This window comes from Pseudomonas sp. GD03842 (genome assembly GCF_029841165.1).
Classification (GTDB): domain Bacteria; phylum Pseudomonadota; class Gammaproteobacteria; order Pseudomonadales; family Pseudomonadaceae; genus Aquipseudomonas.
Window position 1 is genome coordinate 313,801 of the sequence record NZ_JAOCEA010000005.1, and the last position, 24,303, is coordinate 338,103.

Genomic DNA, 24,303 nt, shown 5'->3' on the forward strand with positions numbered 1-24,303 from the left:
TTTTGATAGCGGAGCCGGGCGGGGACTTACGAAAGAAGGACGGGGCCTGGGATCGAAAATGAGGAGGAATTCATCACTAAACCACTCAAAAATGATCCCAGGCCCCGCAGCACGCAATCTAAGCTGTCGCCGAGGATTTGGCAAAGCGCGAAAGGGCTATCCGATCGAGCAACCACACGGCAAGCATGGAAATCCCGACGAGCGGGAAAGCGATGCCCAGCACCAGCATCACGCCTGTCGCGGTTTTCCAACGGGGCAAGTCATGGCGCAACGGCGGAACGCCCCAGCCGTTTTGGGGGCGGCGCTTCCACCAAATCACGATCCCGCTCGCCGAGCTCAGCAATACCATCAGGCAAACAAGCAGGATGACCAGTTGGTTCAACCACCCGAACATCTTGCCCTCGTGCAGCATCACACCCAGTTCGGTCGCTCTTGAAACCAGGCTGTAATCGCTGTAGCGAACGTCCGCCCGCACCTTGCCGCTGTACTGATCGATGTGCAGCGTGGCGTCGTTGCGCGGATCATCGGCGAAGACCGAAACGGTGAACACGCCGTCGGCGGTCTTGGGCGGGGTGATGCTGTAGCCGGGTTCGATCTGGCGTTCGCGGGCGATGTCCACGACCCTTTGCAGGGTGATGCCCGGGGCGGCAGGGGCGCTGGAGTGCGCGCCATGGTTCATGTGCTCGGCGTGATCGCCACTCGACACCGGCATCGGCGTGTTTTCCATGGCCCAGGGCACCGTCTGTGCGGCGGCCGTATTGAGCTCGCTCGCCTGCCTGGTGGATTTGGGCACGTCATTCCACATGGCAGCCGGAAACGTGTTCCACACATCGGCGTACAGCTTGCCCCACATACCGGTCCAAGTCATGCCACTGAGCAGCATGAACAGCAATGCCACGGCCCCCCAAAAACCGGTGACGGCGTGAATGTCACGCCACAGAACGCGCCCTTTCGCCGTGACCCTTGGCCAGAGTACGCCCGCCGAGGCGCGTCCACGAGGCCACCACAGGTAAAGGCCCGACACCACCAGTACGACGCCCCAACCTGCGGCCAGTTCCACCAAACGATCCCCCACGGTGCCGATCATCAGCTCGCCGTGCAGGGCGCGGGCCATCGCTTGCAGGTTGTTCTTGGCGTCCTGCGTGCCAAGGATATTCCCGCTGTACGGGTCGACGAACAGGTTCGACTCACGGCCGTCCTGTTTCACCACGAATTGCGCGCTGCTTTCCGCGTTGACGGGCGGCAGGTACTTGCTGATCGATACATTGGGGTACGCCTCCAGCACTCGCTGGCGTTGAGCATCGGCGCTCAGCGAATGATGGGCGGGTTTGACCGTCAGCCAGTCGCTGTACATGAGCGAGTCGAGCTGGGGTTTGAACAGGTAGACGATCCCGGTCAGTGACAGCAGGATCATGAACGGCGCAACGAACAGCCCGGCATAGAAATGCCAACGCCACGCCAGGTTGTAGAACGACACATTCGGTTTGGACATGGTGAAACGCTCCCGTCAGGGAAAAACACGGCGCAGCACGTCAGCGGCACCAGGGCCGCCAACGGATACGGATCTTGTCAAAGGCATTACACGACGGAGCGGGAGGGCGGCGCTCGGCTGCGGGCGTTGGGGAACACGCTGCGTTGGGCGTGGCCATTTTGCGGGAGCGCCCGGTAGAAGTCGGCCGGTTTGGGCGGGACGGGCGCTGTCACCGCCAATGTCTGCGTCAGCGCCGGACAGCTGAAGAGCAGGGTGCAATAGCCACACTTTGCCCAGATCACATGATCGATGCCGCCCTTATCGGCCTTCACGGTGTGATGGCCGGCGTGATCGTCTGCCGTCATGGTCATCGGCGAGGACATGTCCATCCCGCCCGACATGGACGAGGACATCGACATCCCAGTGTGATGCTCCATTGGCATCGACTGGGAAATCAGTGGCCCGATGAAGATCATCAGCATGGCGAACAGGCTCAGCCACGCACCTGGCAATCTGCGAGGGGCATGGGTGGAATGAGCGTGTTTCGCAAGCATGCGCTTCACTCGGTCAGCTTCTACGGTCGGGGATCATTCAATGCGTGTGGGACGTGGATGCGTCGGGTGGCTGCTTCTGCACCATGACCTGCACCGTCACGTCGCCAGCTTTCTCGAAGTGGAGGTTCAGCGGAAACGTCAGGCCCTCGGTCAGCCTGGAGCGGTCCTTCACATCCAGCAGCATGACGTGATAGGCCATGGGCGCGAACGTCACGGTGCCGCCCGCCGGCACGCTGACGGTCTGCACCTGCTGCATTTTCATCAGCCCGTCCTTGCTCACATGTTCATGGAGTTGTGCGGCACCAGCGATAGGGCTGTCAGCCCCCATCAGCCGGTCGTCGTCCGAGCCGGAATTCTGGATCACGAAATAGGCCGCCACCGTTGGCGCATTCGGCGGTAGCTCCTTTGACCAAGGGTGAGCGATGGCGAGATTGCCTTTCGCATAGTCGTGGGCATCAGCAAAGCAGGCAGGCAGCAGCACTGCGAGCAACAGAAGTGTTTTCAACATCGCGGAGAGTCTCCAATCCATTCAGATACGCGGCATAGGGCGTGTGCGAACGATCAGACTCGTGGGGAGGCGCGTGGATTGAGATGGGGCCAGAGCACACGAGGCGGCGCATGGAACCAGAGTTCGACGTCCTGCAGGTGGACCGGCTGCACTAAAACCAGGAAACCGAGCTGATTGCCCGCGGGGACCGCGACCATCGACAGAGCGCCGGAACAGCACGGGCAATGTTGCACAGAGGTGTGGTCGTTGTGCGTGGGGGTGCCTTGATCGACCAGCGCAACGGGCGTCGCTACCCATTTTGTGCCCTGACCGGTGCAAAAGCTGCTCCATACCCACTGTTCACCCTGGATGCGGGGCATCGTTGGCGTCATGGGCATCGCCAGCATGCCAAACAGCAGCGCAAAGCAGGCGATCCAGGCGAACGTCCGGCGCCGCTTTTGGCTGGGAAGGGAATATTGTTGTGGTTTCATGTCGGCCATTTAGCCTGAATGGCCGATGGATGTAAAAACTAAGGGTGCGGCGTTATGTCGCGGATGGGTGGGCAATCCCAGCCAGTCAGCGTTTTCTGGATGCCGTGGGTGTTTCGCTGGAGTGGGAGCTTCAAGAAAACGCCGCCAACTGCGCAACGACCTCTTCTACACCCCAGAACTCCCGATCCACCCCCGCCAACACTGGGCGCCTCACTACCAGCACCGGTATCCCCCGTTCCCTCGCCACCTCAAGTTTGGGCTCGGTTGCGCTGCTGCCGCTGTTCTTGCTGACCAGTACATCGATCGCGCGCTGCGTGAACAGCGCCCGTTCGTCCTCGATGTTGAACGGGCCTCGGGCCCCGATCACCTCACAGCGCTCGTTGCCGGGGTAGGTGTCGAGCGCGCGAAGGGTCCAGAACTGATGATGTGGAATCTCGTCCAGATGCTCGAGCGGCTCGCGGCCGAGGGTGAACAACGGCCGTTCGAAGGGGGTGAGGGCAGCGGCCAGCTCAGCCCAGTTCGCTACCTCTCGCCAGTCGTCTCCCGGCCTGGGTTGCCAGGCTGGGCGTCGCAGGGCCCAGATGGGGGTGCCGACGAGTCTCGCCGCTGTGGCGGCGTTCTGGCTGATCTGCGCCGCGTAGGGGTGCGTCGCATCGAGGATAAGGTCTACGCCTTCATCGCTTATGAATCGAGCCAGCCCCTGCGCTCCGCCATAGCCCCCGACCCGGACTTGGCAGGTCAGATCGTTGGGCACCCGCCCCACACCCGCAAGGCTGTAAATGTGCGCTGGCCCCAGCGTGCGGGCGATTGCCAGAGCTTCGGTGACACCGCCCAACAGCAGGATTCGTTTCATGCCAAAGCCCCGGCGTGGCCCACGATCTCGCCCTGACGGTCGATCGCGAAGACTTCGACCTCGACCTGTGATGGCACCACCGTGCGAGCGAAAGCCAGCGCATGCTCACAGACGGCATCGCCCAACGGCACACCGAGGGCGGACGCCATCGCCAGCGCCTGCTGGCTGGTGTTGGCTTCGCGGATTTGTTGCTGCAGATGGGCGCTGGCGCCGACGTCCGCAGCCCAATGCGACAGTTGTTCCAGGTCGATACTGGAATGACGGCTGTGCAGATCCATGTGCCCTGCGGCCAGTTTGCTGATTTTTCCGAACCCGCCGCACAGGCTGAGTTTATCCACCGAGACTTTGCGCAGGTGCTTGAGGACGGCGCCCACAAAGTCGCCCATTTCGATGAGCGCGATATCGGGCAGGCGATAGACCCGGCGCATGGTGTCTTCGCTCGCATTGCCCGTGCAAGCGGCGATGTGCATATAACCGTTGGTTTTAGCAACATCGATGCCTTGGTGGATAGACGCGATATAAGCGGCGCAAGAGAAGGGACGAACGATCCCGCTGGTGCCCAGGATCGATAGACCGCCAAGAATGCCGAGGCGGGGGTTCATGGTCTTGAGTGCCAGTTCGCTGCCGTTTTCGACGCACACGGTGACCTCGAAGCCGCCCGTGTAACCGCATTCGGCGGCCAGTTGCATCAGATGTTCGGTCATCATTCGCCGGGGCACGGGGTTGATTGCCGGTTCGCCAACGCCCAGCACCAGGCCGGGGCGGGTGACCGTGCCGACACCGGCCCCTGCGACGAAGCGAACGCCCGGCCCGGCAATCAGGCGCACTTGCGAGGACAAGAGCGCGCCATGGGTCACGTCCGGGTCATCGCCGGCATCCTTGATCGTGCCGGCTTCTGCGCCACCCTCAACGGCGCGGCAGAACTCCAGGCGCATCTCTACCTGCTTGCCCTTGGGCAGGGTGATGTGAATAGCGTCATTGACCTCGGCGCACAGCAGTAACCGCGCGGCGGCGAGTGACGTGGCGGTGGCGCAACTGCCCGTCGTCAGGCCACTGCGCAGCGGTGCAGGTTGTTCGCCGGTCTCTTCGCGCATCAGGGTTTGACCGCTTCCAGCAAGGTGATGGGCAGCGCCTGGCGCCAAGTGTCGAATGTGCCCAGCGGCTTCGAATGGGCCAAGTGTATGCGCGTCAGTTCGCCGCCGTGCCGTTCACGCCAGTTCACCAGCATCGCTTCGCTCTGCAGCGTGACCGCATTGGCCACCAGCCGACCACCGCTGCGCAACTGCTCCCAGCAACGATCCAGGACGCCGTGGCGGGTGACGCCACCGCCAATGAAAACCGCGTCGGGCTGTTCCAGGCCTTCGAGGGCATCGGGGGCACGGGCACGTACCAACTGAAGTCCAGGCACGCCCAGCGCATCGCGGTTGAACTCGATCATCTGTTGGCGTTCTTCGTTCGCCTCGATGGCCACCGCACGGCAGGTCGGGTGAGCGCGCATCCATTCGATGCCAATAGAGCCGCAGCCTGCCCCCACGTCCCATAGCAGCTCGCCGGGCACTGGCGCAAGGCGGGCGAGTGTGACGGCGCGCACGTCGCGCTTGGTCAGTTGGCCGTCGTGGCGGAATGCGTCGTCGGGCAGGCCGCCGAGCGGCGACAGGCGAAGTGCCCCAGGCTCGGCACGGCAATCGATCGCCACTAGATTCAGGGCTGCGGTTTGCACGTCCGTCCAGTCGTTCGCAGCTCCATCGATGCGTCGCTCGGATGATCCGCCCAGATGTTCCAGCACGGTCATGTGGCTGAGACCAAATCCGCGCTCACGCAACAACGCCGCGATCGCGGCTGGGCTGCTGCCGTCGTTGCTCAGGACCAGTAAGCGCAGGCCTTGGTGCAGATGGGCATTGAGTGCGGCCATGGGGCGCGCGACCACCGACAGTGTCACCACGTCCTGCAATGCCCAGCCCAGGCGCGCGGCGGCCAGCGAGTAGGAAGAGGGCGCGGGGATCACGCGCATGTGCTCCGCCGGCACGTGACGTGAAAGACTGGCCCCTACGCCAAACAGCATGGGGTCGCCGCTGGCAATCACACACACCGGCTCACCGCGCTGCTCCAGGACTGGTTGCAGGGAGAAAGGGCTCGGCCACCGCCGCCGCTCGGCCTGGATGCACGCCGGTAGCAGCTCCAGTTGGCGCGAGCTGCCGAACACCTGACGCGCCTGTAACAGCGCATGCCGCGCATTGCGCCCCAGGCCCTTGTAGCCGTCTTCACCGATTCCCACGACTGTCAGCCACGGCGACATGTATTGCCCTCAGACAGAATGCTTGCAACAGGCCCGGTTGCGGGGGCCTGTGGATAAGGTGGGCATGATAGCGCGAGAGAGGGGGCTCGTCGTCTTGCCCAGATGCTCACGTCCGCGCGGGTTCGCCCCATCGAGCCGGACGCTTCCGACCAACCGCCTTTTCCCGCCCCCTGCCAAAGCAGGCATAATACTGCCCTCGCAGAACCCGCCTTCTGCCCGTTCAGTCCGTTCACACCAGGTGATCCTTTGGCCGAGCCGTTGTCCGCTCGAATCCCCGCTGCGCCCCTGCGCCCCTCGGCTTGCCCGGGGTTGCTGCGTATCGTCCCGGCGCTGGATGGCGGGATTTGCAGGATCAAGCTGCCGGGCGGGGTGATCACCGCGGATCAGGCGATGGCCGTGGCGGATGCCGCCGAGCGATTCGGCTGCGGTGTCATCGAGGCGACCAATCGCGGCAATCTGCAGGTTCGCGGGATCGGTCAGGATCATCAGGGCCTGATCATGACGTTACTCAATGCCGGATTGGGCCCGAAGCATCCTGGCAGCGATGATGTGCGCAACCTGATGATCAGTCCCACTGCCGGTATCGATCCGCAGCAGTTGTTCGATGCGCGCCCGTTGGCGAGCCAGATCCTCGATACGCTGCAAAGCCATCGTCGCTTTCATGATCTCTCGCCCAAGTTCGCACTCTCGCTGGATGCGGGTGAGGGCCTGACGATGCGCGACCATCCCCATGACCTTTGGCTATCTGCGCTCCACTTGGAGGGCGAGGTCGTGCTGGGCTTCGGCCTTGCCGGCTGCCCTGCGACCGATTCGCCCTTGGCAGCGGTGTCGTTGGATGCAGCGCATGATCTGGTTGTCGCGGTACTGGAAGGGTTCCTCCACCATGCCCGGCCCGATCAGACGCGCATGCGCCATCTGCTGGAGGGGCTGTCGCCCGAGCAGTTCCTCGACGATTTGGCCCAGCGCTTGCCACACGCCCTTCGAAGGGATCGTACCCTTTCCGATGCGCGGCCCATCCCGACAAGGCCAAACGCGCACATCGGGATTTATCCACAACGCCAGCCCGGTCTGTTCTCGGTCGGCGGTGGCGTGCCTTTGGGGCGCCTCACGCCGTCCATGTTGCGCAGCGCCGCGAAACTGGCTGTTGACGTCGGCGACGGGAGCCTGGTGATGACGCCATGGCAGAGCCTGATGTTGCGTAACGTGCAAGATGAACATACGTCGCGCGTCCTCGACAGTCTGCAGAACGCCGGGTTGATGTGTGACGCCGGTCAGGCCCTGTCGCAGATGATTGCGTGCACGGGCTCGGCCGCCTGTGGCAAGGGCCTGGCCGACACCAAGACGGACGCGTTGCAACTGGCGGCTGACTTGCAGAAACAAGGCGTGACTTACGCCGTGCACCTGACGGGGTGCAATCGTTCCTGCGCTGCCGCCCACGTAGCGCCTGTCACCTTGCTGGCGGTGAGCGCCGGCCATTACGACTTGTATTTTCGCCACGCCGATCAGCCGGGTTTCGGCGAGTTGCGCGGGCGTGACCTCACTATTGAAGCAGTTGGTGCGTTGTTGACCGCCGACTCACGGAGCAACACCCATGATTGAATACATCCGCGACGGTCAGGAGATCTATCGCAATTCGTTCGCGATCATCCGCGCCGAAGCCCGCCTCGACAGCGTACCGGCCGATCTGGAGAAACTCGCGGTGCGGGTGATTCATGCCTGCGGCATGGTCGATGCGGTCGATGACCTGCGTTTTTCGCCGGGTGCCGGTACAGCGGGACGTCAGGCTCTCGCCGCGGGAGCGCCGATCCTGTGTGACGCCCATATGGTCGCCGAAGGGGTGACCCGCGCCCGTTTGCCCGCCAACAATCCGGTCATCTGCACCCTGAAAAACCCAGGCGTACCGGAGCTGGCACGCGAGCTGGGCAATACCCGCTCCGCCGCCGCGCTGGAACTCTGGCGCCCTCATTTGGAAGGGGCTGTGGTGGTGATCGGCAATGCACCCACAGCGCTTTTCTACCTGCTTGAAATGCTTGACGCGGGCGCGCCTAAACCCGCGCTGATCCTCGGCTTCCCGGTCGGCTTCGTCGGCGCGGCTGAATCCAAGGACATGCTCGCCGCGGACAGCCGTGGCGTGCCCTACGTGATCATGCAAGGGCGTCGTGGCGGCAGTGCCATGGCCGCTGCGGCGGTCAACGCCCTTGCCACGGAGGTCGAATGATGCAGGCTCGCGGTCGTCTGATCGGGCTTGGCGTGGGCCCGGGTGATCCGGAATTGATCACGGTCAAGGCATTGCGGTTGCTGCGTGAGTCACCTGTGGTGGCCTATTTCGTCGCCAAGGGTAAGAAGGGCAATGCCTTCGGGATCATTGAAGCGCATTTGCAGGCTGCCCAGACCTTGATGCCATTGGTCTACCCGGTGACCACCGAAGTGTTGCCCGAACCCTTGTCTTATGAGCGGATCATCAGTGACTTCTACGACACTGCCAGCCTGGACGTCGCGGCGCATCTGGATGCCGGTCGCGATGTGGCTGTGATCTGCGAAGGCGATCCGTTTTTCTATGGCTCTTACATGTACCTGCACGATCGCCTCGCCGCACGCTATGAAGCTGAGGTGGTGCCGGGGGTCTGCTCGATGCTGGGTGGCGCGTCGGTATTGGGGGCGCCGTTGGTGTATCGCAACCAGAGCCTGTCGGTGCTATCAGGCGTGCTGTCGTCCGAAGAGCTCAAACGCAAACTGCAGGATGCCGATGCGGCAGTGATCATGAAGCTGGGTCGCAATCTGCCGAAAGTTCGTCAGGTGCTGGTGGAAACCGGCCTGGCGGCACGGGCACTGTACGTTGAGCGGGCAACCATGGCCAACCAGAAGATCGTGCCCCTGGCAGACGTCGATCCGATGTCGTCGCCGTATTTCTCGCTGATCATCGTTCCGGGTGAAAGGTGGCAAGGCTGATGGGCGCTTCGAACGGCCAGGCCCCGGCCATCGTCATCTTGGGCAAAGGCGCGCTGGACACCGCGCGCCGGATTCAACAGCGGTATCCGGACGCTGTGATTCACGGGCTTGCCGACCGAGTCGAGGGGGCGGACCGCCGTTACGTCGAATTCGGCGCGACGCTGCGCCAGTTGTATCAACAGGACACGCCGATCATCGCGCTGTGTGCAGCGGGCATCGTCATACGCACGCTCGCCCCCGTACTCCTGGAAAAAGGCGCGGAGCCGCCCGTACTGGCCGTAGCCGAGGATGGCAGTGCGGTCGTTCCGTTACTGGGCGGGCTGGGCGGGGTCAACGTCATGGCGCGTGAAATCGCGGCTGTGCTGGAAACTGACGCGGCCATCACCACCAGTGGCGAGTTGCGCTTTGGCACCTGCCTGCTCAATCCACCTGCGGGCTATTCGCTGGGTGACCTTGAGCGGGGCAAGCGTTTCGTGTCGGACCTGCTTTCAGGTGAGTCCGTCCGCGTGGAAGGCACCGCACCCTGGCTGGCGCAGGCGCAACTGCCGCAGGACGATCAGGCGAACCTGGCGATTCATGTGAGCTGCCTCGAGCGGGAGCCGTCTGCCAATGAATTGCTGATTTACCCGCGAAACGTGTTGGTCGCGGTGGACGCGTCGGTGGAAAACCTGGTTGATGTCGTACGTGCCGCGTTGCGTGATTCGCGCATCGCCGTACAGGCAGTGGCCTGCCTGCTGGCGAGCGAGCGCGACATGGCGCACTCTGCGCTGCACGCTGCCGCCGCGGCCTTGGGTGTGCCGGTACGCTTCACGGCGCATGCTGTACCTGGCGACATGGCGCAGCGGGCCTCGCCGCACGGGTCGTCAGTGCTTGCAACGGTCGATGGCGTCGCCATTGCGGTGGCGCCACAGCCGCTGGAGGTTGAACAGGTGGGGCGAGGGCGTGGACGCCTGGCGGTAATCGGGTTGGGGCCGGGCGCTGCCGAATTCATGATCCCTGCCGTGAAGGCCGAACTCACGCGTGCCAACGATGTGCTGGGCTATGAGACCTACGTGCGAATGGCTGGCCCCTTCCGAGCCGATCAGGTGCTGCATTGCACCGATAACCGCGAAGAGATGCAACGTGCTCGCCATGCCTTCGAGCTGGCAGCCAAAGGGCGCTCGGTGGTCGTGGTGTCTTCGGGCGATCCCGGAGTGTTCGCCATGGCGGCGGCGGTGCTGGAGGCGCTTCACGAGTCCGACAATCCGCAGTGGCACGCGGTGGACCTCGAAATACTGCCAGGCGTCTCGGCGTCCTTGGCGACCGCCGCACAGGCGGGCGCCCCGTTGGGCCACGATTTCTGCGTGATGTCGCTTTCGGACAACCTCAAGCCTTGGGACATCATCGAAAAGCGTCTGGAACTGGCGTGTCAGGCCGATCTGGCGCTGGCCTTCTACAATCCCATTTCCCGCTCGCGTCCGTGGCAATTGGGACGGGCGCTGGAGATCGTGCGCCAGCATCGTCGTCCTGAAACACCCGTCACGCTGGGGCGTGACATCGGCCGTCCGGGGCAGACACTGCGCGTCACTACCCTCGCCGAGCTCACCGCTGAGCAGGTGGACATGCGCACCATGGTGCTGATTGGTTCGTCGCTGACCTGCACCTTCCCGCGCGGCGATGGCGCTCAATGGGTCTACACGCCCCGCTGGTATGGCGCCAAGCCTGGGAAATGAAGATGTCGAAGGTCGGAAAAAGCTCGAAGTCAGATAGGACCAGACGGGAAATAATCGAGTATCGGCTGACATAGCCCCTCAAATGCTGACTGACGATGTGCGCCCTACCGAGAGGCCATCACTCGCTACCTGGCACGTGAGGCGCACCACGCGATCACCCAGCTGTAGGGCTGGCGGGTCGTTCGCTCACTGGATCAGATAGCCCCTGATCCCCGTAAAAATGATCTGTGCTGCGAGGGCGCAGACGAACAGCCCCATCAAGCGGCTGACGATCTGCAACCCTTGTTCACCCAGGATGCGCTCGATGCTATTGGACAGATAAAGCACGACGCCCACGGTGAAGCTGGCCAGGGCGATACTCACGATGGCGGTCAGCTTGTCGTCCCAATGGGGCTGGCTGACGCCCATCACCAGCAGCGCGCCGATGGTGCCTGGGCCGACGGTGATGGGGATCGTCAGCGGGACGATGGTCACGTCCTGCTGAACGTTGTCCGTCTGCACACCTGATTTGCCCTGCGCCATGCCCAGCGCCGAGATGAACAGCACGCTGCCCGCGCCTATGCGGAAGGCGTCGGCGGTGATCCCGAACACACTGAAAATCACTCGTCCGAACAAGTACAGCAACACGCTGGCCACCAAGGTGGCGAAGGCGACTTTCCAGGCCAGATGGCGTCGCTCCTTGCGGGTATAGCCGCGGCTCAGGCTGATGAAGCAGGACAGGACGAAGAACGGGCTGTAAAGCACCAGCATCTTCAGATAAACGCTGAACAGCACATGAAGCATGGGGTGGGCTCGTGGTGACAGATTCGGACCGGGGCAGTCTATCAGGCGCCGCCGACCGAGCGTCAGTTTCGCTGATAGCGATTCCGTTCGTCCGGCTCATCGCTCACCGGCGTGCGCGCCCGTTGTTCGACCCAGTACTCAACCAGTTCGCGCAGTTGCGAAAGCTCTACGGGTTTGGACATGTGCCCGTCCATGCCGGCCTGCCGGGCGCGGTCCTTGTGTTCCGCCAGAATGTGCGCGGTCAATGCCACCACGGGCGTACGCAGCCGCTGGTTGCCCACCTCCCAGGCCCGCAATTGCTGCGTTGCCGAAAAGCCATCGAGAATGGGCATTTCGCAATCCATCAGAACCAGGTCATAACGCTGCGCCTTCATTGCCCTCAGCGCTTCCTCGCCATTGCTGGCCGTGTCCGGTTGCAGGTTGAGCTTGCCGAGCATGCCACGGATGACTTTGGTGGAAATACTGTTGTCCTCGGCCACGAGAATGCGGAAATCACTGGGGACGTCGACTTCCGGAACGGGGGCTGGCACCGAGAGATACGCAGCCTGCCCTTTGTTGCGCTGGTTGAGTTCATCGGCCAGCGTGGTCTTGAGCGTGTAGCCTGCCACTGGCTTGGCGAGGATGCGCTTGACCCCTGCGTTACGGGCGATGACTTTGCTCGGCGCATTGCTGATGCCGGTGAGCATGATCAGCAGAATGTCATGGTTCAGGCTCGGGTCTTCTTTGATTTTCGCCGCCAGTTGCATCCCGGTCATGCCGGGCATGTTCTGATCCAGCAGGACGATGTCGAAGTAGTCGCGCAGGTGGGCTTTGGTGCGCAGTAGGGCGAGCGCTTCCTTGCCCGAAGGCACCGCGCTGACGTTCAGCCCCCACGCGCTGCATTGCTGGACCAGCACTTTGCGACAGGTGTCGTTATCGTCCACGACCAGCACGCGTGCGCCTTTGAGAGGGCTGTCCAGATCGGCAGGCGGTTGCTCCAGCCGATCGGCATCCAGAGGCAAGCTGAGCCACAGTGTGCTGCCTTGGCTGGCGCCGCTCTGAATACCGAACTCGCCATTCATCAACAAAATCAACTGGCGGGCAATGACGAGGCCCAGATGGCCGCCCACCTTGCTGGCGGCGAGAAAATTCTTGCTGTGCAACTCGGCGTGCAGCAGCGCGTCGCGCTCCTTGGCGGTGAGCGGCGTGCCGCTGTCCTGAACGGCAATGCGCAGCCGCGGTTTGCCGCCCCGTGAGTCGAGCGCGACCACCAGCAGAATCTCGCCTTCGTCGGTCATTTTCAGTGCGTTTTCGAGCAGGCTCAGCAGCGTCTGACGAAGCCGCGTCGGATCGCCGCTGATCACCCGCGGCACTTGCGGCTGAATAAAACTGATGAGCTCCACGCGTTGCTGCTCGGCTTTCGCCCGGAAGATATTCAGGCAATCTTCGATCATCGCGTTGAGGTCGAACTGCACATCGTCCAGCTCGATCTGCCCCGACTCCAGCTTGGTGATGTCGAGAATCTCGTTGATCAGCGTCAGCAGTTCATTGCCCGCGCTGTGGATGGTTTGAACGTAGTCGCGCTGTTTCACCGACAGCGGTGTTCCGAGCAGCAACTCGGTCATGCCCAGCACGCCGTTCATGGGGGTGCGGATCTCATGGCTGATCTTGGCCAGAAATTCGGCCTTGGCGTTGATCTCTGCGGTACTGGCCGCCAGTTCTCGGCTGATGCTGAAGTTGTCTTCGGTAATGCTGCGATGGCGCTCGCTCAAGGCAATGCTCATCAGCAGGCCACAGAGGCAGAACATACCCATCACGGCGATGATCAGCGTCTGGGCGGGAAGGGTCGTCAGCCAAAGCAAGGCGGGAAGAATCACCAGGTTCCCGAGATTGAAGGCGATCATCGCGATCACGAAGGGGCGCGCCGGTGTGTAGCCTCTTTGCAGGTGATAGATCGACACCAGGGTGATGGTCAGCGTGGTAAGCGCGACCAACAGGAACGTCATGATATTGAGCGGCAGGTTATCGACGAACAGCACCAGCAGACCGCCGAACCCCACGATCAACAGTACGCCCATCAGCAGCCTGTTGAGGAATTCGGCACCTCGCTGGACAAAGAAACATTGGGTGTACATCAGCCCGGTCGCCGCGGCCATGAGCAGCGCAAGATGGGCGCTTGGCGTTTGCGCCAGATGCCAGTGCGGCAGCCACAGCGCCTGCAGGTTCAACAGCAGGAATGCGCTAAGCCCCAGGCACGCTTCACAGGCGGCCAGCCACAGGCTGCTGACCGAGCGCGATTGCGCGTAGCGGGTGATGTTCTGCACGATCAACATGATCAGCGAGCCGAAGAACAGGCCGAGCAGGAGCGGGCGATGTTCATCCGCGGCGCTGGACACGGCAGATTCCAGCGAAATGTTCGGTCGCAGTTCCTGGTCGGATTTCAGGCGCAGGTAGATGTCCAGCGGGGTGCTGCTCTGCGGTATAGGCAGGAGAAAGTCGACGGAGGGGAGCGGTTGCTGGGCGCGCGGGACTTTGTTGCCCGAACGCAAATGATCGATCAACGATTCCCCGTTGAGGACGTACATGTCCACGGTCGCAAGGTCAGGTGCGAAAATGCGCACCAGTTGCTCATGAGGGGTTGGAGCGAGTCGGTAATGCAGCCAGAGGGCGGCATCGCGGCTGAAGGCGCGAATCTGACCCAGCTCGACAGGACCGAACTGAGAGTCATAGTGAGGAGAACGAACGTCGCTGAGCTGAAGGTTGGCCTGGTCGTCGACAAGCGTCGACCATCCTGCACTCACCGCCGCGGTCGAAGGCGGCATACAGAGCAGGGTCATCATGGCGATGATCGAACAAGTGGCAATCCTGAGCCAGCGCACGGCGAAATCCCTTCGTGAATGAAGCCAGTTACTCTGGTGCGGCCGTGGACGATCGGACAATCGCCTGTTTCCAGGTGATTGTCCGAAGCCGGCGTTACTCCAGATGTTCGCCGCGTTCCCGGGCAATGGCGCGGTAGCCAATGTCCTTGCGGTAGAAACAACCTTCCCAATCAATCTTTGCAGCCAGCGCGGAGGCCTGTTTCTGAGCGTCGCCAACGCTGTCACCCAGTGCCGTGGCGCACAGAACTCGACCGCCGGAGGTTACCACCTGGCCATCCTTCAATGCAGTACCCGCATGGAAAACCTTGCCCGGCAATGTTGCCGCTGCGTCCAGGCCGTGGATGGCCGCGCCCTTGGCGTAATCGCCGGGGTAGCCGCCTGCGGCCAGCACGATGCCAAGACTGGGACGCGAGTCCCATTGGGCTTCCACTTTGTCCAGAGCTTGCGCCAAAGCGGCTTCGACCAGCAAGACCAGGCTCGATTGCAGACGCAGCATCACCGGCTGGGTTTCCGGATCACCAAAACGGCAGTTGAACTCGATGACCTTGGGATTTCCGGCCTTGTCGATCATGAGACCAGCATAGAGGAAACCGGTATAAACGTTACCTTCCTCGGCCATCCCTCTGACAGTCGGCCAGATCACCTGGGCCATCACGCGCTGATGCACCTCGGCAGTGACCACGGGGGCTGGCGAATAGGCACCCATGCCACCGGTATTCGGGCCGCTATCGCCATCGCCGACACGTTTGTGGTCCTGGCTGGTGGCCATCGGCAGTACATTCTTGCCATCGACCATGACGATGAAGCTGGCTTCTTCGCCGTCCAGGAATTCTTCGATCACCACGCGCGAACCAGCGTCGCCGAACGCGTTGCCCGCCAGCATGTCACGCACGGCCGCTTCGGCTTCTTCCAGGGTCATCGCGACGATCACACCCTTGCCCGCAGCCAGGCCATCGGCCTTGATCACGATCGGTGCGCCTTTTTCCTGCAGGTAAGCCAGCGCAGGCTCGATCTCGGTGAAGTTCTGGTAGTCAGCGGTTGGAATCTTGTGGCGCGCCAGGAAATCCTTGGTGAACGCTTTCGAACCTTCCAGTTGCGCAGCGCCTTGAGTCGGACCGAAACAGTCCAGGCCGCGGGAACGGAACAGGTCAACCACACCGGCGACCAAGGGGACTTCAGGGCCGACGATGGTCAGCGAGACGTTCTTTTCAGCGAAATCCGCCAGTTGTTCCAGTGCCAGCACATCGATTGCGACGTTTTCGCACTTGGCTTCGATGGCCGTTCCAGCGTTGCCTGGCGCAACGAAAACCTTTTGCACGCGGGCGTCCTGCGCAACCTTCCAGGCCAGCGCGTGTTCGCGGCCACCGCTGCCGATGATGAGTACGTTCATTTCAAAACCTCGATGACGCTAATTCTGTTTGGGGCATTCGCCGGTGTGACGGTTGATCGTTCCCACGCTCCACGTGGGAATGCCTCACCGCATCACGAGGTCGCAATGGCGTAGGTGGATGCAAGGCGGATGGGGCTTCGCTGAGCGGAGTTGCCTTCTGGCAATGAGCATCAGCGGAGCCCCATCCAACGCAGCAGACGCCTGCGCCAGTGCGGCCGATTTCATAACTCAGTGGCGGAAGTGGCGCATGCCAGTGAACACCATCGCGATACCGGCTTCGTCGGCTGCCGCGATGACTTCCGCGTCACGCATCGAGCCACCCGGCTGGATCACTGCGGTGATACCCACCTTGGCAGCGTTGTCCAGGCCGTCACGAAATGGGAAAAAGGCGTCCGATGCCATCACGGAACCGGCGACCTGAAGACCCGCGTGTTCGGCCTTGATGGCGGCGATGCGCGCCGAGTTCACCCGGCTCATCTGGCCTGCGCCGACACCGATGGTCTGGCGATTCTTGGCGTAAACGATGGCGTTGGACTTGACATATTTCGCCACTTTCCAGGCGAAGATCAGATCATGGATTTCCTGCTCGCTTGGGGCGCGTTGGGTGACGACCTTCAGGTCGTCGGCGGTGATCATGCCGTTGTCTCGGCTCTGTACCAGCAGCCCACCATTGACGCGCTTGTAATCCCAGGCCGGTACACGCTCGGCCGCCCATTGGCCGCTGGTCAGCAGGCGCACATTGGCTTTGCTGGCAACGATGGCTTGCGCTTCGGCACTCACGGAAGGGGCGATGATCACTTCGACGAACTGGCGCTCGACGATGGCTTTGGCGGTTTCAGCATCCAGTTCCCGGTTGAAGGCAATGATGCCGCCGAAGGCCGACTCGCTGTCGGTGGCGTAAGCCAATTCGTAGGCCTGGCGGATGCCGCCTTCCGGGCTGACCGCGACGCCGCACGGGTTGGCGTGCTTGACGATGACGCAGGCAGGCTTGACGAAGCTCTTGACGCACTCCAGCGCGGCATCGGTATCGGCCACGTTGTTGTACGACAGTTCCTTGCCTTGAAGCTGAGTCGCAGTGGCGATACCGACTTCGGCAGGTTTGGCTTCCACGTAGAACGCCGCGCTCTGGTGCGGGTTCTCGCCATAGCGCATTTCCTGAGCCTTGATGAACTGGGTGTTGAAAGTGCGGGGGAATTGGCTACGGCCTTCGGTCGACAGGGTGTCGGCGCGCTGATCGATGCTGCCCAGGTAGTTGGCGATCATGCCGTCGTAGGCGGCAGTGTGCTCGAACGCCTTGAGCATCAGGTCGAAGCGCTGGGCGTAGGTCAGGCCACCGGCTTTCAGGCTGTCCACCACTTGGCCGTAATCGCTGGCGTTGACCACGATGGCCACGTCTTTATGGTTTTTCGCCGCCGAGCGGACCATGGTCGGGCCGCCGATGTCGATGTTCTCGATAGCTGTCGGCAGATCGCAGCCAGGTTTGGAGACCGTAGCTTCGAATGGGTACAGATTCACCGCCACCAGGTCGATCGGCTTGATCCCGTGCTCGGCCATGATGGCGTCGTCGGTGCCGCGACGGCCCAGGATGCCGCCATGGATTTTCGGGTGCAGGGTCTTGACCCGTCCGTCCATCATCTCTGCGAAGCCGGTGTAGTCCGCGACTTCGACTGCAGCGACGCCGTTGTCCTTGAGCAGTTTGAACGTGCCGCCAGTGGACAGGATCTCGACACCCAGGGTTTCGAGTTCACGGGCGAATTCAAGGATTCCGGTTTTGTCGGAAACGCTGATCAAGGCGCGGCGGATCGGCAGGCGGGTCGTCTGGTCGGTCATCTCAACTTCCATCAAAAGCTAAAGGGTTCAGCAAAAAAAACGACCGCATCGAGTGAGGTCGCTTTTTGTGTGTGGGCGGCTTACAGCAAATCGTACTGCTTGAGCTTCTTGCGCAGGGTGCCACGGTTCAGGCCCAGCAGCTCGGAGGCTTTGGTCTGGTTGCCCTTGACGTAGTTCATCACGCACTCAAGCAACGGTGCTTCGACTTCCGAGAGCACCAGGTTGTAGACATCAGTGACGGCAGCACCTTCCAGGTGAGCGAAATAATTGTGCAGCGCCTTTTCAACGCTGCCGCGCAGGGTCTGACCCTCTTCGCTCGGCGTGTTGAGGTGCTGTTTCAAATTGACGTTGTCGCTCACGGGTGTTGTTCCACTCACTAAAGTCTCAGTCATCATCGTCATGCGGCCACCTCTTGTTCGTTCCCTGCTACCGGGCTTTTTTGGCGTTCGGCAAAGAAGTCCCGAACGTTGGCGCACTGTGCTTCCGTATCTTCCAAACGATTGAAAAGGGCACGAAACTCCCTGGCGCCCGGCAGGGTTGCGAGGTACCAGCCGACGTGCTTGCGGGCGATCCGCACGCCCATCACGTCGCCATAGAACGTGTGAAGCGCGGCCAGATGCTCTAGCAGAATGCGTTCCACCTCATCCAATGCCAGCGCCGGAAGTTTTTCTCCGGTGCGCAGGAAGTGTTCTATCTCGCGAAAAATCCATGGGCGCCCTTGAGCGGCCCGGCCAATCAGCAGTCCATCGGCGCCGGTCGCATGCAGCACGTACCGGGCCTTTTCCGGTGAATCGATATCGCCATTGGCGAAAACCGGGATCGACACCGCCTGTTTGATGGCGGCGATGGTGTCGTATTCGGCTTCGCCGGTGTACAGGTCCGCACGGGTACGCCCATGCACCGCCAATGCCTGAATACCCGCCTGTTCGGCGATTCGGGCAATGGTCATACCGTTCTTGTTCGCCCGGTCCCAGCCAGTGCGAATCTTCAGGGTGACCGGTACCTCGACTGCCGCGACTACCGCGTGCAGGATTTCGGTCACCAACTGCTCATCTTTCAACAGCGCAGAGCCAGCAGCCTTGTTGCAGACCTTCTTGGCTGGGCAACCCATGTTGATATCGATGATCTGTGCGCCAAGTTCGACGTTGGCACGCGCCGCATCTGCAAGCATTTGCGGATCACCACCGGCGATCTGGACCGAGCGGGGCTCGGGATCGCCTTCATGAATCATGCGAAGCCGCGATTTGCGGCTGTTCCACAGGCTCATGTCACTGGTGACCATTTCCGACACCACCAGGCCCGCGCCGAGTTGGCGACAGAGCTGGCGGAACGGCTGGTCAGTGACGCCCGCCATTGGGGCGAGTATCAAGCCGTTTTGCAATGTATAGGGGCCGATGCGTACCGCCGACATAGGGTGACCTGTTGTGGGGCCGAATCACGAAGCCTGGTCCGAAAAGTGCTTAGGCAACTGTTCAGACGGGACCCAGAGTATGAAAAAGGGTGGGCATGATACCCGCTCTCGATGACTGGATAAAGGCTGAATTGGATAAAATCTGAACAGCTGCATTCTTATCGCGAACGGTTAGGTCACGGTTCGCTTGATGGCCGAAAGCGTCAGTGGAATGCTGATGGCTCTGTGCCGCATTTTGGCGCGTGGCGCCGGGTCAGCATCATCTTGGCCCGTGGAGAAGTCTACTCCGGCGAGCGGAAACTCAAACTGTAATTCACCGCTTTGGGACCGGGGTCCAAAATGTCCAAGGCGATATGAATGGGCGTCTGGGGCGGCATTTCGTCCTTTCCCGCCAGCTCGCCACTCAAGTATTCCCCCGGTTTGAACCGACGACTGGCAATCAACTGACCATTGGTATCGGCGAAACGCAGCTCCAGCAGGGGAAACGGCTGAGAGAACGAGGCGCGGTTATAGATGATCGCGTCGACGACCAGGGCCCCCTGAAACTCGGGGTGACTGCGCACGACGAGGTTGCTGCTCTTGAGCAGTTTGATGTCGACCTTGGAAGGCACCTTACAGCCGACCTGCGGGCAAATGTCCTGAAACCAGGGCCGGTACTGGTCCTGTCGCGCCAGTTCATCGAAGTGATACCACACGTACTGCCCCGCGAGGGCGCCCAGCGCGATCAGTGCAAGAGCCAGCCACAGCAGGCGGCGGCCCCAGCGAGGCTTGGGTTTTTGCCAGGACAGTTGCAGCGGGTCGTCCATCAGGTCCAGCAGCGCCTGATCGCGCAAGCCCGGTTCACTGCGCTTGCCCTTGCCAAGGCTCGGCCCGTCATCCTCATCGATCTCGTGTCGGGCGGAAGGGTGATCGTCCTCGTCGTCCAGCGCCGACAGCCGCTCGGCAGGGGCCGCACTTTGGGCGTTTTCAGTCGCACGGACGTGCTCTGAAGGATAACGTTCGTCGTCCACCGCGTCTGGCGCCATGGACAGCGAAGGTTCGGTGCGATGGTCATCAGGGTCAGACGCTTCGCCCACGATGGGCTCTTGCCGTGCGTCGGACTCCAGCGGGTCTTCACGCTCTTCCACCACTTCAGCCCGCAGCTCCGGCAGCCGGTTGATGTCGTCGTGACTGAGGGCTGGGTTCCAATCTTCGGGCGCCACGTCCGGTTCATCCCGGCGGGCACTGAAGGATTCGACTTCATGCTCTTTCGATGGCTGGGCGCGGCCGAAGGATTCCGGCAGTTGGATTTCGCGTTGCTCCAGGCGGGCGAGTTCGACATCCAGATCGTCCAGGTCAAGGCTGTCCAGATCGACCGTGTGATCGGCCTGCCGGGCGGGCGGCGAGGCAGGCTGTGCGACGGTGACAGAGTGCGGTGCAATGATCGCTGGCTGCGGGTCGCTCTGTGCCGGTGCTGACGTTGGGGCAGCGGTCGACGTTTGCGCCTGGGCACTTTTTTCCAGCAGTTGTTTCGCTGCGTTGAACACCTGCAGGCAGGAGCCGCAACGAACCATCCCCCGCGCCACGCTCAACTGAGCGTGGCTGACGCGGAAACTGGTCTGGCAGTGAGGGCACTGAGTGACGAAGCTATCGGTCATGCGGTTATCCGGGGTTGGAAGCCCTTATAGGTTGCGGTCAGTGTGTATCAGCGACGGCGGCCGGAAATGCGCACCCAGCCGTCGCGATTGGCGATTGGGTCAAGCTCGAAGGCGTCGGCGTAGGCGGCGGCCACTTCATCGCCTTGCTCGGCCAGGATGCCGGACAGCGCCAGACGCCCACCCGGTTTGACCAGGCGGCTCAACTGAGGTGCCAGCGAGACCAGCGGCCCGGCCAGGATATTCGCCACCAACACGTCAGCCGGCTCTTGAGGCAGATCCGGCGGCAAGTACAGCGGGAATTTTTCGGCGGGTACGTGATTACGGCCAGCGTTTTCACGCGAGGCTTCCAATGCCTGCACGTCGATGTCGGTGCCCACGGCATGTTTCGCACCCAGCAGCAGGGCGGCGATGGCGAGAATACCCGAGCCACAGCCGAAATCCAGCACGTGGCTATCGCTGAGATCCTGGCCGTCCAGCCATTCCAGGCACAGGGCGGTGGTGGGGTGGGTGCCGGTACCGAACGCCAGCCCTGGATCCAGCAACAGGTTGACGGCGTTGGGCTCGGGCGCGGCATGCCAGCTGGGTACGATCCACAGGCGCTGGCCGAAACGCATGGGCTGAAAATTGTCCATCCAGCTGCGTTCCCAATCCTGGTCCTCGATGACTTCATGGCTGTGCTCGGGCAATTCGGCCCCGGTCAGCAGCTTGAGATGGGCGAGGGCCAGAGCGGCGTCAGTATCAGCTTCGAACAAGGCCAGCAGATGGGTGTGGGTCCACAGCGGCGTGGTGTTGAGTTCCGGTTCGAAGATGGGCTGATCTTCAGCGTCCATGAAGGTCACGGACACCGCGCCGACCTCAAGGAGCGCATCTTCGTAGGTTTCGGCTTGTTCCGGGCTGATGGCGAGACGGACTTGCAGCCAAGGCATGGCGTATTACCTTCGAATGAAAAGATGACAGGCGACGCAATGTCGCGAAAGACCGGCAAGTTTACGGGGTTCGGGGAAAAACAACAAAGAGGCTGATGGGGCAGGTCGGGAAAACGACAAAGCCGCTCGGAAGCGGCTTTGTCGTATCTGCAGCGTGACTGGGTGGATCAGTGTTTCTCACCGGCCAGCTTGTGTTCCAGATAGTGAATGTTGACACCGCCCTTGCAGAAGCCTGGGTCACGGGTCAGATCACGGTGCAGCGGGATGTTGGTCTTGATGCCGTCGACGACGATCTCATCCAGCGCGTTACGCATACGGGCCATGGCCTCGTCGCGGGTCGCGCCCCAAGTGATCAGTTTACCGATCAGGGAGTCGTAGTTCGGTGGCACCGCATAGCCGCTGTACAGGTGCGAATCGACGCGAACGCCGTTACCGCCCGGGGCATGGAAATGCTTGACCGTGCCAGGGCTTGGCATGAAGGTGCGCGGGTCTTCGGCGTTGATCCGGCACTCCAGCGCATGGCCGTGAATCTTCACGTCATCCTGGGTGTACGACAGCTTGTTGCCAGCGGCGATGCTCAGCATCTCCTTGACGATGTCGATACCGGTGACCATTTCGGACACTGGGTGCTCGACCTGAACGCGGGTGTTCATTTCGATGAAATAGAACGCGCCGTTTTCGTACAGGAATTCGAACGTACCGGCACCGCGGTAGCCAATGTCAATGCACGCCTTGACGCAGCGGGCCAGCACTTCAGCGCGGGCTTTTTCGTCGATGCCTGGCGCTGGCGCTTCTTCCAGCACCTTTTGGTGACGGCGTTGCAGGGAGCAATCGCGGTCGCCCAGGTGAATCGCGTGGCCCTGGCCATCGGACAGCACCTGAACTTCCACGTGGCGCGGGTTGGTCAGGAACTTCTCCAGGTAAACCATCGGGTTGCCGAATGCCGCGCCCGCTTCGGAACGGGTTAGTTTGGCCGAAGCGATCAGGTCTTCTTCCTTGTGCACCACGCGCATGCCGCGACCACCGCCGCCGCCAGCGGCCTTGATGATCACTGGGTAGCCCACTTCACGGCCGATGCGCAGTGCTTCCGCTTCGTCTTCCGGCAGCGGGCCGTCGGAACCTGGAACGGTCGGAACACCGGCCTTGATCATTGCGTCCTTGGCCGACACCTTGTCGCCCATCAGGCGAATGACGTCAGCGTTCGGGCCGATGAAGGCAAAACCGGATTTCTCGACCTGCTCGGCGAAGTCGGCGTTTTCCGCCAGGAAGCCGTAGCCCGGGTGAATAGCCGTGGCGCCCGTGACTTCGGCGGCGGCAATGATGGCCGGGATGTGCAGGTAGGACTGAGCGGCCGATGCCGGACCGATGCACACCGATTCGTCCGCCAGACCCAGGTGCATCAGCTCCTTGTCGGCCTTCGAATACACGGCGACGGTCTTGATGCCCAGCTCTTTGCAGGCACGCAGGATCCGCAGGGCGATTTCACCGCGGTTGGCGATCAGTACTTTTTCCAACTTCGCAGGATTCGTCATCACAGACACTCCGCGGTTCAAACGATGGTGAACAGCGGCTGGTCAAACTCAACCGGCTGGCCGTCTTCGACGAGGATGGACTCGATCACGCCGCTGGTTTCGGCTTCGATGTGGTTCATCATTTTCATCGCTTCGACGATGCACAGGGTGTCGCCTTTCTTCACCGACTGGCCGACTTCAACGAAAGCTGGCGAGGTGGGCGACGCTTTGCGATAGAAGGTGCCGACCATTGGCGAGCGAGCCACGGTGCCGTTCAGTTTCGGTGCGGCGGCCGGCGCGTCGGCGGAAGCGGCAACGGGAGCGGCGGCTGGTGCCGGGGCAGCAACCGGAGCGGCGGCTGGTGCCGGTGCGTAGTACTGCTGCGCTGGCGCCTTGCTGTGGCGGCTGATACGGACGGACTCCTCGCCTTCCTTGATCTCCAGCTCGTCGATGCCAGACTCTTCCAGCAGTTCGATCAGTTTCTTGACTTTACGGATATCCATTAATCAACTCCCAGGGGACGGTCAGGGGTAATTCAGTAGCCGGTTCGGGCTGCGTGGCTCAGTGCTAAACCGTGCCGCTCACGCCTGCGAACGGGTGGCCAGTTGTTCCATGGCGGCCTCCAGGGCCAGTCGGTAACCGCTGGCGCCAAGGCCGCAGATCACTCCTACGGCAACATCTGAAAAATAGGAGTGATGGCGGAAAGGTTCGCGTTTGTGCACGTTCGAGAGGTGCACTTCGATGAATGGGATGCTCACTCCCAGCAATGCGTCACGTATTGCAACACTTGTGTGAGTAAAAGCCGCCGGGTTGATCAGAATGAAGTCCACGCCTTCATCGCGGGCTGCGTGAATGCGATCGATCAACTCGTACTCGGCGTTGCTCTGAAGGTACATCAGATGGTGGCCCGCTTCGCGAGCGCGCGTTTCGAGGTCCTGATTGATGTCGGCCAACGTGATCGAGCCGTAGATCCCCGGTTCGCGGGTCCCTAGCAAGTTCAGGTTGGGCCCGTGCAGGACCAGAAAAGTCGCCATTGAGTGTTCCTTGTTGTCTGCTAGCCGTCGCTTACACCCAGGCATTCGCCTGAGATGAGCGTTTATTGCGCCGGGACTATGCCGGAAAGCGCAATGGACTGTCCAGTTAC

22 protein-coding genes are annotated in these 24,303 nt (G+C 61.9%); 4 read left to right on the forward strand and 18 right to left on the reverse strand.

Annotated features, from left to right (window positions below; translation table 11 throughout):
• Positions 1 to 118: 118 nt before the first annotated feature.
• The 7 genes from N5D61_RS10010 to cbiE all read right to left on the reverse strand — a co-directional run bounded on the left by N5D61_RS10010 (position 119) and on the right by cbiE (position 6,152).
• Entirely contained in the window at positions 119 to 1,492 is a 1,374-nt protein-coding gene (locus tag N5D61_RS10010; RefSeq protein WP_279892354.1) for a PepSY domain-containing protein, read from the reverse strand.
• Between the two features lie 86 nt (positions 1,493 to 1,578).
• Positions 1,579 to 2,025 carry a DUF2946 domain-containing protein gene (locus N5D61_RS10015; RefSeq protein WP_279892356.1) on the reverse strand — a complete coding sequence of 149 codons (447 nt, stop codon included), beginning with the start codon at positions 2,023 to 2,025 and terminating at the stop codon, positions 1,579 to 1,581.
• Positions 2,026 to 2,062: 37 nt separating this feature from the next.
• Positions 2,063 to 2,533 carry a copper chaperone PCu(A)C gene (locus N5D61_RS10020; protein ID WP_279892358.1) on the reverse strand — a complete coding sequence of 157 codons (471 nt, stop codon included), beginning with the start codon at positions 2,531 to 2,533 and terminating at the stop codon, positions 2,063 to 2,065.
• Between the two features lie 53 nt (positions 2,534 to 2,586).
• Positions 2,587 to 3,012, reverse strand: a complete 426-nt coding sequence (locus N5D61_RS10025; RefSeq protein WP_279892360.1) for a DUF2946 domain-containing protein — start codon at positions 3,010 to 3,012, stop codon at positions 2,587 to 2,589.
• A 121-nt stretch (positions 3,013 to 3,133) separates the two neighbouring features.
• Positions 3,134 to 3,856, reverse strand: a complete 723-nt coding sequence (locus tag N5D61_RS10030) for a cobalt-precorrin-6A reductase (RefSeq protein WP_279892362.1) — start codon at positions 3,854 to 3,856, stop codon at positions 3,134 to 3,136.
• Positions 3,853 to 4,950, reverse strand: a complete 1,098-nt coding sequence (locus tag N5D61_RS10035) for a cobalt-precorrin-5B (C(1))-methyltransferase (RefSeq protein WP_279892364.1) — start codon at positions 4,948 to 4,950, stop codon at positions 3,853 to 3,855. Before N5D61_RS10035 ends, N5D61_RS10030 begins: the two co-directional genes overlap by 4 nt.
• Positions 4,950 to 6,152 (reverse strand): precorrin-6y C5,15-methyltransferase (decarboxylating) subunit CbiE, encoded by a 1,203-nt coding sequence (gene cbiE / locus N5D61_RS10040; RefSeq protein WP_279892365.1) that lies wholly within the window; start codon positions 6,150 to 6,152, stop codon positions 4,950 to 4,952. The genes N5D61_RS10035 and cbiE overlap by 1 nt, the downstream gene beginning before the upstream one ends.
• A 246-nt stretch (positions 6,153 to 6,398) precedes the next feature.
• On the opposite strand from cbiE, the gene cobG reads away from it, so the two are divergent.
• From cobG to cobJ, 4 genes are read left to right on the forward strand one after another with little or no spacing between them, the layout of a single operon-like run.
• A complete protein-coding gene (cobG, locus tag N5D61_RS10045) occupies positions 6,399 to 7,751 on the forward strand; it encodes a precorrin-3B synthase (RefSeq protein WP_279892367.1) in 1,353 nt (450 codons plus the stop codon).
• The gene (locus N5D61_RS10050; RefSeq protein WP_108239502.1) at positions 7,744 to 8,370 is read left to right on the forward strand and encodes a precorrin-8X methylmutase; all 627 of its coding nucleotides are present in this window, start codon (positions 7,744 to 7,746) and stop codon (positions 8,368 to 8,370) included. The genes cobG and N5D61_RS10050 overlap by 8 nt, the downstream gene beginning before the upstream one ends.
• Positions 8,367 to 9,101: a precorrin-2 C(20)-methyltransferase gene (locus N5D61_RS10055; protein ID WP_279892370.1), complete on the forward strand. Its 735-nt coding sequence runs from the start codon at positions 8,367 to 8,369 to the stop codon at positions 9,099 to 9,101. The genes N5D61_RS10050 and N5D61_RS10055 overlap by 4 nt, the downstream gene beginning before the upstream one ends.
• Complete coding sequence (cobJ, locus tag N5D61_RS10060) at positions 9,101 to 10,813, forward strand: precorrin-3B C(17)-methyltransferase (protein ID WP_279892371.1); 1,713 nt, start codon at positions 9,101 to 9,103, stop codon at positions 10,811 to 10,813. Before N5D61_RS10055 ends, cobJ begins: the two co-directional genes overlap by 1 nt.
• A gap of 186 nt (positions 10,814 to 10,999) precedes the next feature.
• On the opposite strand, the gene N5D61_RS10065 is transcribed toward cobJ, so the two are convergent.
• The 11 genes from N5D61_RS10065 to aroQ form a co-directional block, all read right to left on the reverse strand.
• The gene (locus N5D61_RS10065) at positions 11,000 to 11,596 is read right to left on the reverse strand and encodes a MarC family protein (protein WP_108237810.1); all 597 of its coding nucleotides are present in this window, start codon (positions 11,594 to 11,596) and stop codon (positions 11,000 to 11,002) included.
• A gap of 62 nt (positions 11,597 to 11,658) precedes the next feature.
• Positions 11,659 to 14,454, reverse strand: coding sequence for a hybrid sensor histidine kinase/response regulator (locus N5D61_RS10070; RefSeq protein WP_108237811.1), 2,796 nt, complete (start codon positions 14,452 to 14,454; stop codon positions 11,659 to 11,661).
• A 94-nt stretch (positions 14,455 to 14,548) separates the two neighbouring features.
• The gene (purD, locus tag N5D61_RS10075) at positions 14,549 to 15,844 is read right to left on the reverse strand and encodes a phosphoribosylamine--glycine ligase (RefSeq protein ID WP_279892374.1); all 1,296 of its coding nucleotides are present in this window, start codon (positions 15,842 to 15,844) and stop codon (positions 14,549 to 14,551) included.
• A gap of 228 nt (positions 15,845 to 16,072) precedes the next feature.
• Positions 16,073 to 17,674, reverse strand: a complete 1,602-nt coding sequence (purH, locus tag N5D61_RS10080; protein ID WP_108237813.1) for a bifunctional phosphoribosylaminoimidazolecarboxamide formyltransferase/IMP cyclohydrolase — start codon at positions 17,672 to 17,674, stop codon at positions 16,073 to 16,075.
• An 80-nt stretch (positions 17,675 to 17,754) separates the two neighbouring features.
• Positions 17,755 to 18,075, reverse strand: a complete 321-nt coding sequence (gene fis, locus N5D61_RS10085; RefSeq protein WP_007907419.1) for a DNA-binding transcriptional regulator Fis — start codon at positions 18,073 to 18,075, stop codon at positions 17,755 to 17,757.
• A complete protein-coding gene (gene dusB, locus N5D61_RS10090) occupies positions 18,072 to 19,085 on the reverse strand; it encodes a tRNA dihydrouridine synthase DusB (RefSeq protein ID WP_279892386.1) in 1,014 nt (337 codons plus the stop codon). The genes fis and dusB overlap by 4 nt, the downstream gene beginning before the upstream one ends.
• A 281-nt stretch (positions 19,086 to 19,366) precedes the next feature.
• Entirely contained in the window at positions 19,367 to 20,722 is a 1,356-nt protein-coding gene (locus N5D61_RS10095; protein ID WP_279892388.1) for a DUF3426 domain-containing protein, read from the reverse strand.
• A 47-nt stretch (positions 20,723 to 20,769) separates the two neighbouring features.
• Entirely contained in the window at positions 20,770 to 21,648 is an 879-nt protein-coding gene (gene prmA / locus N5D61_RS10100; RefSeq protein ID WP_108237816.1) for a 50S ribosomal protein L11 methyltransferase, read from the reverse strand.
• A 167-nt stretch (positions 21,649 to 21,815) separates the two neighbouring features.
• Positions 21,816 to 23,180, reverse strand: coding sequence for an acetyl-CoA carboxylase biotin carboxylase subunit (accC, locus tag N5D61_RS10105; RefSeq protein ID WP_108237817.1), 1,365 nt, complete (start codon positions 23,178 to 23,180; stop codon positions 21,816 to 21,818).
• 17 nt (positions 23,181 to 23,197) lie between these two features.
• Entirely contained in the window at positions 23,198 to 23,662 is a 465-nt protein-coding gene (gene accB / locus N5D61_RS10110) for an acetyl-CoA carboxylase biotin carboxyl carrier protein (protein WP_108237818.1), read from the reverse strand.
• Between the two features lie 78 nt (positions 23,663 to 23,740).
• Complete coding sequence (gene aroQ / locus N5D61_RS10115; protein WP_108237819.1) at positions 23,741 to 24,193, reverse strand: type II 3-dehydroquinate dehydratase; 453 nt, start codon at positions 24,191 to 24,193, stop codon at positions 23,741 to 23,743.
• Positions 24,194 to 24,303: the final 110 nt, after the last annotated feature.